Source organism: Bradyrhizobium sp. AZCC 1578 (genome assembly GCF_036924675.1).
In the GTDB taxonomy this organism is placed as follows: domain Bacteria; phylum Pseudomonadota; class Alphaproteobacteria; order Rhizobiales; family Xanthobacteraceae; genus Bradyrhizobium.
This window is the reverse complement of sequence record NZ_JAZHRZ010000001.1, coordinates 7434086-7449759: the sequence shown is the minus strand read 5'-3', so window position 1 is coordinate 7449759 and position 15674 is coordinate 7434086. Positions and strand designations below refer to the sequence as shown.

General features: G+C 64.0%; 10 protein-coding genes. 1 reads left to right on the top strand and 9 read right to left on the bottom strand.

Translation table 11 applies throughout. The features are described from left to right. Positions 1–10: 10 nt before the first annotated feature. The 8 genes from V1290_RS35560 to V1290_RS35525 all read right to left on the bottom strand — a co-directional run bounded on the left by V1290_RS35560 (position 11) and on the right by V1290_RS35525 (position 11163). A complete protein-coding gene (locus tag V1290_RS35560) occupies positions 11–505 on the bottom strand; it encodes a cupin domain-containing protein (protein WP_334368744.1) in 495 nt (164 codons plus the stop codon). Continuing rightward, positions 502–1185, bottom strand: coding sequence for a helix-turn-helix domain-containing protein (locus V1290_RS35555; protein ID WP_334368743.1), 684 nt, complete (start codon positions 1183–1185; stop codon positions 502–504). The genes V1290_RS35560 and V1290_RS35555 overlap by 4 nt, the downstream gene beginning before the upstream one ends. A gap of 85 nt (positions 1186–1270) precedes the next feature. Then, positions 1271–2176 (bottom strand): DMT family transporter, encoded by a 906-nt coding sequence (locus V1290_RS35550; RefSeq protein ID WP_334368742.1) that lies wholly within the window; start codon positions 2174–2176, stop codon positions 1271–1273. Between the two features lie 84 nt (positions 2177–2260). Continuing rightward, on the bottom strand, positions 2261–3133 hold the full coding sequence (locus V1290_RS35545) for an NAD(P)-dependent oxidoreductase (RefSeq protein ID WP_334368741.1): 873 nt from the start codon (positions 3131–3133) through the stop codon (positions 2261–2263). Positions 3134–3136: 3 nt separating this feature from the next. Beyond that, positions 3137–4268, bottom strand: a protein-coding gene (prfB, locus tag V1290_RS35540; RefSeq protein ID WP_334368740.1) for a peptide chain release factor 2 whose coding sequence is annotated in 2 segments (ribosomal slippage) — positions 3137–4198 and positions 4200–4268 — 1131 coding nt in all. Because the reading frame shifts where the segments join, the coding sequence is not laid out codon by codon here. Between the two features lie 126 nt (positions 4269–4394). Continuing rightward, positions 4395–6884: a penicillin-binding protein 1A gene (locus V1290_RS35535; protein ID WP_334368739.1), complete on the bottom strand. Its 2490-nt coding sequence runs from the start codon at positions 6882–6884 to the stop codon at positions 4395–4397. Between the two features lie 204 nt (positions 6885–7088). After that, positions 7089–9596 (bottom strand): penicillin-binding protein 1A, encoded by a 2508-nt coding sequence (locus tag V1290_RS35530; RefSeq protein ID WP_334368738.1) that lies wholly within the window; start codon positions 9594–9596, stop codon positions 7089–7091. 238 nt (positions 9597–9834) lie between these two features. Then, positions 9835–11163, bottom strand: a complete 1329-nt coding sequence (locus V1290_RS35525; RefSeq protein WP_334368737.1) for an N-acetylmuramoyl-L-alanine amidase — start codon at positions 11161–11163, stop codon at positions 9835–9837. A 724-nt stretch (positions 11164–11887) separates the two neighbouring features. On the opposite strand from V1290_RS35525, the gene V1290_RS35520 reads away from it, so the two are divergent. Continuing rightward, a complete protein-coding gene (locus tag V1290_RS35520; protein WP_334368735.1) occupies positions 11888–14998 on the top strand; it encodes an Rne/Rng family ribonuclease in 3111 nt (1036 codons plus the stop codon). A gap of 67 nt (positions 14999–15065) precedes the next feature. On the opposite strand, the gene V1290_RS35515 is transcribed toward V1290_RS35520, so the two are convergent. Further along, a complete protein-coding gene (locus V1290_RS35515; protein WP_334369275.1) occupies positions 15066–15668 on the bottom strand; it encodes a biotin transporter BioY in 603 nt (200 codons plus the stop codon). Between the last annotated feature and the right edge of the window lie 6 nt (positions 15669–15674).

Below are 15674 nucleotides of genomic sequence, written 5' to 3'. Positions count from 1 at the left end.
ATCCGCCGGCTCAGAGATCGACGCGTTCGTTCGCAACCGCCTTGCGTTCCGCCATGTTGAACCGGCCGCTATAGATCGGGCGCTCACCGGTCGTCGGACCAGGATATTGGACGATGAATATCTCCCCGCCCGTTTCGGTGCGGAATTCACCCTCAAAGTGCGGGTCGGGATGGAACAGCACCGTTCCCGGACCATGCAGCGTTCCGTCGATTGAAAACTCGCCTTTCAGGATATGCCAGACCTGTGCGAAGCCATGATAGTGCTCGGGATGATAGGCCCCGGGTTCAAGCCGCAGAATTCCCGCATTCGGTTCGGTCGGGCGTTCCGGTCGCGGATGAAAAAGCATTTTGCCTGTCTCGCCCGGCCAGCGGATCGTCTCCCATTCGACTTCGTCGAAATGGCGCGCCTCGTAAGGCTTGTGGTCCTTCCGCGACGCTTCGCGCGCGGTCGTCAATCCCGCATTTGCGGCCGCGGTATCGGGAATCTCCTTGCTCCTGACGCTCATTTCGCTCTCCCTTTTGCAGTTTTCTCTCGTTCGCCTTTCCTGCCCGCAATATCGCTCCACCACTCGACCGCGATGGCCGACTGATTTTCGATTGATGTCACCATCAGGAGGCGCGCACTGCCGGACCCGCGCGCCCACGCCATATGCGGCACGTCTGAGCGCAGATGAATTGAATCGCCGCCCTCCAGCACGATAGTTTCGTCGCCCACCTGAAATTCGACGCTGCCTTCGAGGACAAAGCACATTTCTTCGCCGGGATGCGCGACCAGCGTCGGCTTGCGCGGTTTTGCCGATAATTCGAGCACGAAACTTTCCAGCCGCTGCTCGCCCACGCCCGAAGCGAGTTTGCGCCAGGCATAGTTTGCATCAGCGCCCTTCGATGGAACGGCATCGATTGACCGCACCACGCGATACGCGCGCGTCCGGTCCTCTCCTTCGATGTCGGCAAATAACTCGGCCGGCGGCAACTGAAGGACGCCGGCAATTTCCAAGAGATTGCCGATCGAACACGCGATGAGTCCGCGCTCGATCCGCGAGAGAAATGTCACTGATAGCCCGACCATTCCGGCGAGTTCATCGAGCGTCAAACTGCGCGCCGAACGGGCCCTGCGAATGACGGCTCCAATTGCGGCAAGGCGCGCCGCCTCGCGGGCGCGCCGGCCAGCTTCTGCCGAAACCACGCTGCTCTCCCGTTTTGCTTATAAGGCAAATCGTATTGCTATATAGGCAAATGTCAAGCCGGCTCGCGCCGCCTGCGCGAGCGAATTAACGCTCGAGAAACTTCAGACCGCGGCCGTCGATCATCAGCAGCGCGCTGCCGATCACCAGTGCGCCCGCGATTTCACGCGGCGAAATCTGCTCGCCGAGCACGAGCGAGCCGAGCAGGATGGCCGTAACAGGCACAAGCAGCGTCACCAGCATAACGTTGGTGGCGCCGGAACGCCGCAGCACCTGGAAGAAAACGATATAAGCCAGCGCCGTCGACAAGCCGGCAAGACCGAACACCGCGAACCATGTCACCGTATCAGGCATTGGCAATTGCCAGGGACGCTCGAAAATGCCGGCGACGACCGCCATCATCAGGCTCGATGCCATTAATTGAAACGTGGCGCTGGCAAGCGGCGGCGAATCCGATAGCGCGCGCCGAGCTATCAGCGCAGAGATGCCGTAGCTCAGCGCCGCCGCGAGACACAAGAGGACGCCGAGCCCCTGCCCGCTGGCAAAGCCTACTCCGCTGCCGCGAAGGATCACGACGCCGACAAGGCCTGTGATCACGCCGGCCACACGCCTGATGATGAGCTTCTCCTCGCCCGCCGCCGCCATCACCGCCACCGTGAACAGCGGCGTGGTGGCATTGAGGATCGAAGCCAGCCCGCTCGGGATGTACATCTGTCCGGTGACGATCAAGGAGAACGGCAGCACATTGTTGAACAAGGCGACGAGGAAGAACGTCCGCCAGCCCATCCACCCCTTCGGAAACGGCAGTCGCTGCGCGCAAAGCACCGGCAGCAGGATCATGGCGGCCAGCAGCACGCGCAACAGCACGAGCGTGAACGGCGGCAGCTCGCGTAGCACTACGCCGTTGAAGAAGAACGACCCGCCCCACAGGATCGAGAGCAGGCCGAGCAGCGACCAGTCGCGGGCGTCGATCCGGTTGTCGTTGGCGGTCATGGCTGCTCAAATCGAGAAGACAGCCGCGTCTATTAAGTCGCGCTGGATTTTGCCACCCGATTTCCGAATACGATCGTGCGGCGGCTATTTCGGCCGCGAGACGATCTCGATCATCTTGCCTTCGTCGTCGTCAGGCATCTCGGCCTTTGCGCGGGCGTAGGCATCGACTGCGGCACGCCCGAGTAGCGGTGCATCCGCGAGCAGGCTCTCGGCCAGCTTCACCGCATAGATCGCATCCTTGTAGCGGAGCGCCGACGTGAACGACGCGCCGGAGAAATCGCGCGCCACCATGCGTTTCGAATGCCGGATCACCTGCGGCGACGCCACCGCACCGGTCGCCATCGTTTCTGCCACCAGGTTCATGTCGAGTCCGGCCTGCTCGGCCATCGCGATTCCTTCGGCGAGGCTCGCGATCTGCACCGCGCCGATCAGATTGTTGATCAGCTTGTAGACCGTGCCGGTGCCGACTGCGCCGAAATGCCTGATGAGGTCGCCGATCGGCGCGAGATAGGGTCTTGCGCGATCGAGATCGGCCGCGTCAGCACCGACGAGCAGGGTCAGCTTGCCGGCCGCCGCCGCTTGCGGAAGGCCGGTGACGGGACAATCGATATAGGTGAGCCCGCGCCCGCGCAGTTCGCGCGCCATGTCGAGCGCATGCTGATGCGACACGGTCGAGCATTCGATCGCGAGGCTGCCCGCCTTCATCGTTGCAGCAGCGCCATCCTGGCCGAGCCAGACGGCACGCGATGCGTCGTCGTCGGCGACCATGGTGACGACGGCATCAGCACCGTTCGCGGCGTCCGCCGGAGATGAAGCCCAGCGCGCGCCGCGCGCGATCAGGTCTTCCGCCTTGGCCTTGCTGCGATTCCACACCGCAACCGTAAAACCTGCATCGAGATAGCGGCCGGCCATGCCATGGCCCATGCGGCCGAGCCCGATGAAGCCGACGTTGGTCATGGATTAGTCCACGTCCTCGACCTGGCCGGGCGCGGTGCCGAACGCGCGCTGCGCCAGCGTCGCCGCCATGAACTCGTCGAGGTCGCCGTCGAGCACGCCCGACGTATCCGAGGTCTGCACGCCGGTGCGCAGGTCCTTCACCATCTGGTAGGGCTGCAGGACGTAGGAGCGGATCTGGTGGCCCCAGCCGATATCGGTCTTGGCGGCCTGATCGGCGGCGGCTTGCTCCTCGCGCCTCTTCAGTTCGATTTCGTAGAGCCGCGCGCGCAGCATGTCCCAGGCCTGGGCGCGATTCTTGTGCTGTGAGCGACCGGCCTGGCAGACCACCGCGACGCCGGTCGGAATATGCGTCAGGCGCACCGCGGATTCGGTCTTGTTGACGTGCTGGCCGCCGGCGCCACCCGAGCGCATGGTGTCGGTGCGTACGTCGGATTCTTTAATGTCGATCTTGATGCTGTCGTCGACGACCGGAAAGATCGCCACGGAAGAAAACGAGGTGTGCCGGCGCGCGTTGGAATCGAACGGCGATATCCGCACGAGGCGGTGCACGCCCGCTTCGGTCTTCAGCCAGCCATAGGCATTGTGCCCGCTGATCTGGATGGTGGCGGATTTCAGGCCGGCCTCTTCGCCTAGCGTTTCTTCCAGATACTCGATCTTGAAGCCGTGGTTTTCGGCCCAGCGCGTATACATGCGCAGGAGCATCGCGGCCCAGTCCTGGCTTTCGGTGCCGCCGGCACCGGCATGCACTTCGAGATAGGAATCGAACTTGTCGGCCTCGCCGGACAGCAGCGCTTCCAGCTCGCGGCGGGCGACCTCTTTCTTCAGGGCCTTTAGCGCGTTCTCGGCCTCGACCACCACGCCTTCATCGTTCTCGGCCTCGCCGAGCGCAATCATTTCGACATTGTCGTCGAGCTCGCGCTCGACCTTGCCGATGCCCTCGAGCGCATCCACCAGCGAGGTGCGCTCCTGCATTAGCTTCTGTGCTTTCTGGGGATCGTTCCAGAGGTTGGGGTCTTCGGCGAGCTTGTTCAGCTCGGCCAGCCGTGCCGTCGATTTCTCGACGTCAAAGATGCCTCCTCAGCAGCCCGACTGACTGCTTGATCTCTTCAACAAGGCGTTCGACTTCGGCGCGCATGGTCTCTTCTGTCTGCGGATGGAACCGCTACTGGATAGATGTTCAACGGGCCGGATGTAGCGGCGTACGCCGCAAAGCGCAATCGGCTCAGGCCAGTGAACTCGGGTTTTGTTTGATGCCGGCGGGCTAATACAGGTCGCCCGGGCGCATGACATTGGTGGCGTCAGGCGGGATTCCCGGCTGCATCGGCACCCGTCCGTCGTCGACCGCGCCGACGACGGCGTAACTATCCGGCGGCGCGGTGCCCGGCTTGAACGCTTCCAGGATGGTGCGGCCACCCTCGCCCGGGTTGGGCCGCATGCCGCTCTTGGCGTCGACGCGCACCAGCCTGATGCCGGGAGGCACCTTGAACGGGACCGCCGGCTTGTCAGCGAGCGCAAGCTTCATGAAATCCTTGACGATCGGCGCGGCCGTATGGCCGCCTTGCGCGGCTCTGCCCAGACTGCGGGGCTTGTCATAGCCAAGATAGACACCGACGACGAGATCAGGCGAAAAGCCGATGAACCAGACGTCTTTTCCGTCAGAGGTGGTGCCGGTTTTACCGGCGATCGGCTTGCCCACCTGCCGCAGCACCGATGCTGTGCCGCCCTGCACCACCCCTTCCATCATCGAGGTGATCTGGTAGGCCGTCATCGGATCGAGCACCAACTCGCGGCGATCCACCAGTTGCGGCTCAGGTTGGTTTTTCCAGCCGCCGGGCGCGTCGCAACCGCGGCACTCGCGCGCATCATGCTTGAAGATGGTGCGGCCATAACGGTCCTGGATGCGGTCGATCAAGGTCGGCTTCACGCGACGGCCGCCATTGGCGAGCATCGAATAGGCCGTGACCATCCGCATCACTGTGGTTTCACCCGCGCCGAGCGCATAGGACAGGTAATTCGGCAATTCATCATAGACGCCGAAACGTTTGGCATATTCACCGATCAAGGGCATGCCGACGTCCTGCGCCAACCGCACCGTCACCGTATTGACCGACCATTTGAGGGCTTCACGGAGGGTAATGGGACCCCGGTAGCTGCCCACCGAAAAATTCTCGGGACGCCAGACGCCGGCGCCCGCCCCCTGATCGATCTCGATCGGCCCGTCGACCATGATGGTCGATGGCGTATACCCATTGTCCATCGCCGCCGAATAGACCAGCGGCTTGAACGTCGACCCCGGCTGCCGATAGGCCTGCGTCGCGCGATTGAACTGGCTTTGGTCGAACGAGAACCCACCCACCATCGCGAGCACGCGGCCGGTCCACGGATCCATCGCGACCATGGCGCCGGACACTTCAGGCAATTGCCGCAGGCGATACTGGCCTTCGACCGGCTTACCCTCCTTGTCGAACAGCGGGTCGGCATAGATCACGTCGCCCGGCGACAAAATTTGCGAGACCGAGGCTTGCGTCTTGCTCCGCGCCGAACCGGAGGCCGGTTTCGCCCATCTGACACCGTCCAGCGTGATGAGGCCGGTTTGCCGGTCCTTGGAGATGGCGCCCCCCAGTTCGCGGCCGGGCTGGAAACCGATCCGCGCCGACTGATCGGACGTCTCCAGCACCACGGCCATCCGCCAGGGCGAGATGTCAGAGAGCGATTTGACGTCGGCGAGTTTCACGCCCCAGTCGCCGGAGATGTCGAGCTTGCTCACAGCTCCGCGCCAACCCTGGGCCTCGTCGAAGTTCACGAGACCGGCGGCCATCGCTTTGCGCGCCATCACCTGCAGCTTCGGATCGAGCGTGGCGCGGACTGAGAGGCCGCCTTCATAGAGTTTCTTTTCGCCGTAGCGCTCGAAGATGTCGCGCCGGACTTCCTCGGCAAAATATTCGCCGGCAAAAGTATGCGCGGCGTTGGACCGGCTGGCCACGACCAGCGGTTCCTTGCGGGCCTTGTCGGCGTCGGCTTGCTTGATCCAGCCGTTTTCCACGAGGCGATCGATCACATAGTTGCGCCGCTCGATCGACCGGTCGCGGTTGCGCACCGGATGCAACGTGCCCGGTGCCTTCGGAAGCGCTGCAAGATACGCCGCTTCCGCAACCGTCAGCTCGTTCACTGATTTGTCGAAATAGACCAGCGACGCCGCTGCGATGCCGTAGGCGCCGAGGCCGAGATAGATTTCGTTGAGATAGAGCTCGAGGATGCGATCCTTCGAATACGCCCGCTCGATGCGCATCGCCAGCAAGGCTTCCTTGATCTTGCGGGTGAAGGAGACCTCGTTGGTCAGAAGAAAGTTCTTCGCGACCTGCTGGGTGATCGTCGACGCACCCTGCGGACGCTTGTTGGAGCCGAAATTCTGCACATACGCCACGGCCGCGCGCGCCATGCCGGTGAAGTCCATGCCGCCATGCTCGTAAAAATTCTTGTCCTCGGCCGCGAGGAAGGCGTTGGTGACGAGTTTAGGCATCGCCTGGATCGGCAAATAGAGACGCCGTTCCTTGGCGTATTCTCCAAGCAGCGCGCCGTCCGACGCATGGATGCGCGTCATCACCGGCGGCTCGTAATCCTGAAGCTGCGAATAGTCGGGCAAGTCCCTGGAGAAATGCCAGATTGCGCCTGCAACGCCTGCGACACCGACCAGAAACACCACGGTGCCGGCAGTAAACAGAAAACCCACAAACCGCACCAGCAAGCGCATTACCGAAATTCCATTCCAACCCTTGCACCGCGACAGCCAGCGTTGGCCCTCGTGCGAAGGCTTTGCGCTATCCTCGGACGCCTATCTCGACCTCGGGCATTTCGCTCTGCCGCGATACCAACTATCGGGACCCACCCGGGTCCAGACGCGTGTATCACGCAATGTCCAAGGATACATCCTGAGATTGCCGACGGTTCGCCCGGATCAATAAAGCCCGCCGGTGCCGGGCCGCATGATGTTGCCCGCAGCATCAGGCTGGTAGCCTTGCGGGTATCCCTGCGGCGCCCGGCCGTCCATGTCGGCAACACCGATAACCGAGTAATTGTCCGGCGGCGCGGTACCCGGCTTGAACGCTTCGAGGATGGTGCGGCCGCCCTCGCCCGGACCGACGCGCATGCCGCTCTTGGCATCGACGCGAACCAGCTTGATGCCCGCGGGCACCTTGAACGGGACCGCCGGCTTGTCGGCAAGCGCGAGCTTGAGGAAATCCTTGGCGATCGGCGCGGCGAGATGACCGCCGGTCATGCCGCGGCCGAGATTGCGCGGCTTGTCGAAGCCGACATAGATGCCGACCACGAGGTCCGGCGAAAAGCCGATGAACCACGCGTCTTTTTCATCGTTGGTGGTGCCGGTCTTGCCGGCAATGGGCTTACCGACTTCCTTGACCACCGTCGCGGTGCCGGCCTGCACCACATATTCCATCATCGAGGTGATCTGGTAGGCCGTCATAGGGTCCAGCACCTGCTCGCGGCGATCCACCAGTTGCGGCTCGGCCTGGTTCTTCCAGCCGCTCGGCGCGTCGCAGCCGCGGCATTCGCGGGCGTCATGCTTGAAGATGGTGCGGCCGTAGCGGTCCTGGATGCGATCGATCAGGGTCGGCTTCACGCGGCGGCCGCCATTGGCGAACATGGAATAGGCCGTGACCATGCGCATGACCGTGGTTTCACCCGCGCCGAGCGCATAGGACAGGTAATTCGGCAATTCGTCATACACGCCGAAGCGCCGCGAATATTCGCCGATCAAGGGCATGCCGATGTCCTGCGCGAGCCGCACCGTCACCGTATTCAGCGATTGCCGGAGCGCGTTGCGCAGCGTCGTCGGCCCGCCGTATTTGCCGGACGAATAGTTCTCCGGGCGCCATACGCCGGCGCCCTGCCCCTGGTCGATTTCAATGGGCGCGTCGACCACGACGGTCGACGGCGTATAGCCGTTGTCCATTGCCGCCGAATAGACCAGCGGTTTGAACGAGGAACCCGGCTGTCGATAGGCTTGTGTCGCGCGGTTGAACTGGCTCTGGTCGAACGAGAAGCCGCCCACCATCGCCAGCACGCGGCCGGTCCACGGATCCATGGCGACCAACGCGCCTGACACTTCCGGCAACTGGCGCAGCCGGTATTGGCCCTCGACCGGTTTGCCCTCCTTGTCGAACAGCGGGTCGGCATAGATCACGTCGCCCGGCGACAGCACCTGCGCCACGGAGCTCGGCGTCCTGCCCTTGGCGGGTCCGGATGCAGCCTTGGCCCAGCGCACGCCATCGAGCGTGATGATGCCGGTCTGCCGCTGCTTGCTGACGGCGCCACCGAGTTCGCGGCCCGGTTGGAAACCGATCCGCGCCGACTGGTCGGATGTCTCCAGCACCACGGCCATACGCCAGGGCGAGATATCGGAAAGCGATTTGACATCGGCGAGTTTCACGCCCCAGTCGCCGGAAACATCGAGTTTGGAGGCCGCGCCGCGCCAGCCGCTGGCCTCGTCATACCGGACCAGACCGGCGACCATGGTCTTGCGCGCCATCACCTGCATTTTCGGATCGAGCGTGGCGCGGACCGACAGGCCGCCTTCGTACAGCTTCTTTTCGCCGTAACGCTCGAAGATGTCGCGCCGGACTTCCTCGGCGAAATATTCGCCGGCGAAGATATGCGCGCCGTTGCCGCGGCTGGTGACGTTGAGCTGTTCCTTGCGGGCCTTGTCGGCGTCGGCTTGCTTGATCCAGCCGTTTTCCACGAGGCGGTCGATCACGTAGTTGCGCCGCTCCACCGCGCGATCGCGGTTACGCACCGGGTGCAGCGCCGCTGGCGCTTTCGGCAACGCCGCCAGATAGGAGGCTTCCGCAACCGTCAGCTCATTCACCGATTTATCGAAATAGACCAGCGACGCCGCTGCGATGCCGTAGGCGCCAAGGCCGAGATAGATTTCATTGAGATAGAGCTCGAGGATGCGGTCCTTGGAGTAGGCGCGCTCGATGCGCATCGCCAGCAAGGCTTCCTTGATCTTGCGGGTGAAGGAGACCTCGTTGGTCAGGAGGAAGTTTTTGGCGACCTGCTGGGTGATCGTCGACGCGCCCTGCGGACGCTTGTTGGAGCCGAAATTCTGCGCATAGAGCACGGCTGCGCGCGCCATGCCGGTGAAGTCGATGCCGCCATGCTCGTAAAAATTCTTGTCTTCGGCCGCGAGGAACGCGTTGATGACGAGTTTTGGCACCGCCTGGATCGGCAGATAGAGCCGGCGCTCCTTGGAATATTCGCCGAGCAGCGCGCCGTCAGACGCGTGCACGCGCGTCATCACTGGCGGCTCGTAATCCTGAAGCTGCGAATAGTCGGGCAAATCCTTGGAGAAATGCCAGATCGCACCCGCGACGCCGGCCACGCCGACCAGGAACACCACGGTGCCGGCCGCAAACAGGAAACCCAAAAACCGGACCAGCAAGCGCATTATCGAAGTTCCGTTCCAACCCTGTGCGCCGTCATCGCGGCGCCTATCCAGATACGGCAATCCCGCCGGACGGGTTGCCGCTACGCGGTCGAACAATAAAAGGTCCGGCGGACAATATTGACCGATTCCAAAGACCAGCAGTCCGTTTTCTATACCGTTGCCGCTGTGGCCAAACTAGGGCTTGGTCCATCGGACGGCCCCTTTTCAGTCCACCCTTACGCCACGCGTACCGGGCTTTTCACTTGGCCGGTCCGGCAGTTGCCAGCCGTTTGGCCAGAAACGCATCAATTGCCTGCGCCATCGCGCCGACCGTCTTGTTCCGCCAGTTTTCCGAAACCAGAAGCTCGAGGTCGCCCTTGTTCGAGACATAGCCGAGTTCGACCAGCACTGACGGCACGTCCGGGGCCTTCAGAACCCGGAAACCGGCCGACTTGAGCGGGTGCTTGTGCATCCGCACGGTATTCTTCATTTCACTCATCAGGATCCGTGCAAACCGGTTTGAAAAGGTTTTGGTCTCCCGCTGCACCAGGTCGATCAGGATGTCGGCGACTTCGGTCGGCTCGTCGACGAGGTTTACTCCGCCAATAGCGTCCGACTTATTTTCGGTATCGGCCAGCCGCTCGGCTTCGGAGTCGGAGGCCTTATCGGAAAGCGTGTAGATGGTGGCGCCATGGGCGTCGCCCTCGCCGCGCGGCAAAGCGTCGGCATGGATCGAGACGAACAGTGCCGCCGCCTCGTTGCGCGCGACCTTCACGCGGTCGCCAAGCGGTATGAAAGTGTCGTCCGTCCGGGTCATGACGACGCGATACTTGCCCGATTTCTCGATCCGGTCGCGCAGCGCCAGGCCGAAGGTCAGCACCAAGTTCTTTTCCATGATATCGCCGCCGCCGGCCTGGGTACCGTTGTCGACACCGCCATGACCGGGATCGATCACGATCACCGGCCGCTTGTCGGGCGCTTGCGGCGGCTGGGCGATTGGCGAATCCGGTTGGGCGGTGGCGTTGGCTTCGGCGATCGCGGGCCGCAGTTCGGGGCGGCTTTCCGGCGGCAGCGACTGGACAAAGGCGGTGCGGTCCACCTGTTCGAATTCGAGCACCAGCCGCGGCGGTTGGCCGTTGGCCGCTTCCAGTACATAGGATTTGGCGATCTTGGTCGGCCCCGTCAGGTCGAACACGATCCGTGATCCGCCCGGCATGACGAGACCATAACGGAACGCCTTGACCAGCCCCCGTCCCCCGGCTCCGATCCCGGCGGGAAGGTTGAAGCTGACCTGGGGAAGATCGACGACCACGCGATAAGGGTCCGCCAGCGCAAAGGCGCGAAACTGCACCGGCTTGTCCAGATCGAGGATGAAACGGGTCTGCCTGGCATCGCCAGCCAGCCGGGCATCGGACGCGATCGGGAAATTCGACACGGCCGCCGGGCCGGGGACGGCGGCGACGGAAGCCGGCGGTTGAGAAGCTCCTCCCTGGGCCGCGCAGGAGCCAATCATCTGGGTGCACAGCAATGCTGCGGTGCACAATAGCCCACATCCCAGCAAAACAGGGTGATTTGCGCGGCTCGCCAACGATTCGGTGCCTCCGGAGGAGCCTTCCCTTACCGCATTAGAACCGCAGGGTTAATCGAACCTTAACGTTTAAGCACCGAAAAAACAGCGACTGTTGCCATGCAGCGACGCCCGGCGGCGGGTTCCCTTGCGCTTCCCTTGCACGGAGCCCCCGATCCACGTATGTACGAGGTGCTGACGGCTAATACTCCCGGTTGTGTCGCGTTCAGCCTCCCGGTGCAGCGCCGGAACCTCCGAAGCCCGGAGGAACCTGCGTCTTTCCCGATCCCTCCACAGCCAGCGCCGCGCGCGGCTGACACGGAGCGGCGGTTTCGAGCCCGAGCGGCGTCCGGTCCCAGGTACTTTTTCCAGGGGCGGTTTGAGACACGGCAAAACTGATTATCCGGACCCTATCGGTCCGATATGCGATGGCCGGCGGGCGTTTAGGCGCCGAACCGGGCCTTCAGCGATAAATGCGGCGGTATCCCTTTCCGCCAACATGTTCAGACGGGCCGACGCTTGATGCGCCAGACTGTGTTGCCGACCAAGATCCACGGAACGATCGCAACGACGCGAGGCGGAAGCTTCGCGCGTCGTATCGCTCTGGTGGGCCCCCGTTCGGCGCGGCGCCAAGAAGTGCGTTTTGGCCTTCCCCTCACCCCCGAATCAGGTGGACCGTCGCGTCACCGGGCCGCGCAATTTGCGCGCGCCATGCACCGCGCCCGCCCCCGTCAAGAGTTCCAAAATGCCCAACAAGATGTTGATCGACGCCACCCACCCGGAAGAGACCCGGGTCGTTGTGGTCCGCGGCAACCGCGTCGAAGAATTTGATTTCGAGACCGCCCAGCGCAAGCAACTCCGCGGCAATATCTATCTCGCCAAGGTCACGCGCGTAGAACCGTCGCTGCAGGCGGCGTTCATCGAATATGGCGGCAACCGCCATGGCTTCCTGGCGTTCAGCGAAATTCACCCGGATTACTACCAGATCCCGGTCGCCGACCGTCAGGCGTTGATCGAGGCCGACGAGCGCGCCCATCGCGAGGCCGAGGAAGAGAGCGAGAACCGCTCCAGCCATCGCCGCCGCTCGCGCCACCGCAATGCGCGCCGCCGCGGCCATGGCGACCGCGTCCAGAGCGACGTGGTCGAGGGTACCAGCGAGGATCCCTCGCAGGCCGCCCAGCCCTATGAGCGCCAGGAAAATTTTCAAGATCAGGATTTTCAAGAACATCTGCATGAGCCTGAGGCCGTGCAGCAGGCCGGCGATACGCCGGCGCATGACGCCGAACATCACGCCGAAGCGGCTTCTCACGGTCGTGATGCGCACGACCATGAGGCGCATGGTGACGAGCAGGTGCATGATGGCGACCGCCCCGCACATGATCACGACGAGCCCGAACAGGCGCGCGCCGCGAGCGAAGCGCCGGTCGCGGAGGTGCAATCCGATGCGCCTGCCCCTGCTTCGGTCGAAGCTGCCGAGGTGCAGGCCGAGGACGGCCATGACCACCGTCATGACGAGGAGCGCGCGCAGGAAAACGCCGCCCATGCCGACGACGTGCCGCACGTCGAGCACGTCGGCGATTATACTCCCCCTCCCGACGAACCCGCCGCGGCTCTGGAAGCCGATGACGGCCATGACGATGAGGATGATGGCGAGGACGCCGAAGAGGAAGTCGTCGAATCCGTCGGTGGCGACGACGTGCTGGAGGAAGTTCCGGAGCGCCCGTTCCGGCCACGCCGCCAGTACAAGATTCAGGAAGTCATCAAGCGCCGCCAGGTGATGCTGGTTCAGGTGGTCAAGGAAGAGCGCGGCAACAAGGGCGCGGCGTTGACGACCTACCTCTCGCTGGCCGGCCGCTATGCCGTCCTGATGCCCAATACCGCCCGCGGCGGCGGCATCAGCCGCAAGATCACCTCGGCCCAGGACCGTTCGCGGCTGAAGGAAGTGGTGCAGGACCTCGACGTGCCCGAGGGCATGGGGATCATCCTGCGCACGGCCGGCGCCTCGCGGACCAAGCCCGAGATCAAGCGCGACTTCGAATATCTGATCCGGATGTGGGAGACCGTGCGCGACATGACGCTGAAGTCGCAGGCCCCTACCCTCGTCTACGAGGAAGGCTCGCTGATCAAGCGCTCCCTGCGCGACCTCTACAACAAGGAAATCGACGAGATCCAGGTCGCCGGCGAGTCCGGATACCAGGAAGCGCGCGACTTCATGAAGATGCTGATGCCCTCGAACGTGCGGGCGGTGAAGCAGTATCGCGATGGCCAGCCGCTGTTCTCACGGATGGGTGTCGAGAGCCAGTTGGACGCGATGTTCTCGCCGACCGTGCAGCTACGCTCCGGCGGCTACATCGTCATCAACCAGACCGAGGCGCTGGTTTCGATCGACGTCAACTCCGGCCGCTCGACCCGCGAACATCACATCGAGGATACCGCGCTCAAGACCAATCTCGAGGCGGCCGAGGAAGTGGCGCGGCAGTTGCGTCTGCGCGATCTCGCCGGCCTGATCGTCATCGACTTCATCGACATGGACGAGAAGCGCAACAACCGCGCGGTCGAGCGCAAGCTCTCCGACTGCCTGCGGCAGGATCGCGCGCGCATCCAGGTCGGACGCATCTCGCATTTCGGTCTTCTGGAAATGTCGCGCCAGCGCATCCGTGCCAGCGTGCTGGAAAGCTCGACCGAGCCCTGCCCGCAATGCGGCGGCAGTGGCCATGTGCGCTCGGTCTCCTCGGTCGCGCTGCAATTGCTCCGCGGCATCGAGGAAATCCTGATGAAGGGCGCGACCCACAATCTGGTGGTGCGCACCCGCACCGACGTGGCGCTCTATGTGCTCAACCACAAGCGCGGCCACCTGCGCGATCTCGAAAACGCCTTCAAGGTCACGCTCGCCGTCGTCGCCGACGCCACCGTGAGCGGCCAGCAATCATACGTCATAGACCGCGGCGAGCAGGTCCACACGCTGGAAGCCGCCAAGGCGTTGCTGGCAGCGCAGGCTGCCGCCTTCCCGCCGCAGGTCGAGGAAGCTTATGACGACGACGAGGCGTTCGACATCGAGACCGAGTCCGAGATCGAAACCGAGGAGACCGAGGGGCTGACCGACGATGGCGCCGAGGCAGCGGCTGGCGAAGGCGAAGGAGACGGTCACCGCCGCAAGCGGCGCCGGCGCCGGCGCGGCCGTGGCGAGCCGCGTGAAAGTGGTGCCCCGCGCGAGGACGGTGACGCGATGCGCGTCGCAAGCGAGACCATCGAAGGCGCGATCGCCGATGACGGCGAAGCCGACGAGGACGAAGGCGACGAACAGGCCGGCACGGTCCGTGGCGATCAACTTGCCAGTGGCGAGCGGCGCCCGCGCCGCCGCGGCCGTCGCGGCGGACGCCGCCGGCGCGGTACCGGACTGGAAGATGGTCTTGCCGGGTCGATCGCAGACGAACTCGAGCCGCCGCCAGCTCCGGAGGCGACCAGCGCGGTTGCAGATTTCGAGGGCGCCTCGTCCGAGCCCGCGCCATCACTGGTGCAGGCCGACGCCCAGCCCGAACCGGTTTCGCCGCCGGCGGACATGCAGCCTGCTGCCGACGCCCAGCCGGAGCCGGTTGCGAGTGCGCCGGCGCCAACCGCCGAGGAAACCAGGCAAGAAGCCGAGCGCGCCGCGGCGCGGCGGCGCTCGACCGTGCGCGAGAAAGTCAGCTTCGTGACCAGCGCTCCGGCCGAACCGGCGCCCGCCTTTAGCCAGAACGCGCCAGAGCCGAGCGCGCAGCCCGCGCCCGCTCCAGCCGAACCTGCGCCGGCCTCATCGGGCGAAACCGCGCCACGCAAGGCAGGCTGGTGGTCACGGCGCTTCGGCAGCGGCGAGTAAGGAATCGAACCCAAAGAGAAAACCGCCCGGCGAAAACCGGGCGGTTTTTATTGTCTGACGCGATCGCTTAACCGCGCGGATCGAAAATCCGCCGGATCGCCGGCACGAGCGCCGCACCGAGCGCGTTCTTGATCAGCGATGCCGCGATGAATGGCACAATGCCGACCAGCCACGCCTTTTCGACGCCGAGCTTCATGCCGAACGCAAGCCAACCAAATCCGGCGGCAAGAATGAGAACGTGCCCGAACGCCATCGCCACGAATAACCGGAGCACCGATCGGTCCCAACCGCGCTCGCTCAGCCATCCCGTCACGAAGGCCGCCGCTACGAAGCCGACGAGATATCCGGCCGTCGGACCGACGAACGGTGCGAGACCGCCGACCGGGCCTGCGAATACCGGAAATCCGATCGCCCCCTCCGCCAGATAGGCCACGAGTGTAGCGCTGCCGAGCCGCCATCCATAGGCTGCGCCGATCACCAGCACGACCAGCGTCTGCAGCGTCATCGGCACGTAGGGCAACGGCAAATTGACCTTCGCCGACAAGGTCAGCAGCGCCGTTCCCAGCGCGACCAGGATCACGCTGCGCAACAGGCCCGACGATCCATCGGCGCGATGCGGCCATAGCAGCGCGGCGAGCGGGAAATGCGATGGTGCGACAGTTTCAGTCATGGTTCT

What these genes read in the sequence shown, in the direction of transcription:
- V1290_RS35550 (WP_334368742.1), bottom strand. Translation starts at nt 2,176, where the DNA reads ATGACCGCCAACGACAACCGGATCGACGCCCGCGACTGGTCGCTGCTC.
- V1290_RS35515 (WP_334369275.1), bottom strand. Translation starts at nt 15,668, where the DNA reads ATGACTGAAACTGTCGCACCATCGCATTTCCCGCTCGCCGCGCTGCTA.
- V1290_RS35530 (WP_334368738.1), bottom strand. Translation starts at nt 9,596, where the DNA reads ATGCGCTTGCTGGTCCGGTTTTTGGGTTTCCTGTTTGCGGCCGGCACC.
- V1290_RS35535 (WP_334368739.1), bottom strand. Translation starts at nt 6,884, where the DNA reads ATGCGCTTGCTGGTGCGGTTTGTGGGTTTTCTGTTTACTGCCGGCACC.
- V1290_RS35545 (WP_334368741.1), bottom strand. Translation starts at nt 3,133, where the DNA reads ATGACCAACGTCGGCTTCATCGGGCTCGGCCGCATGGGCCATGGCATG.
- V1290_RS35560 (WP_334368744.1), bottom strand. Translation starts at nt 505, where the DNA reads ATGAGCGTCAGGAGCAAGGAGATTCCCGATACCGCGGCCGCAAATGCG.
- V1290_RS35520 (WP_334368735.1), top strand. Translation starts at nt 11,888, where the DNA reads ATGCCCAACAAGATGTTGATCGACGCCACCCACCCGGAAGAGACCCGG.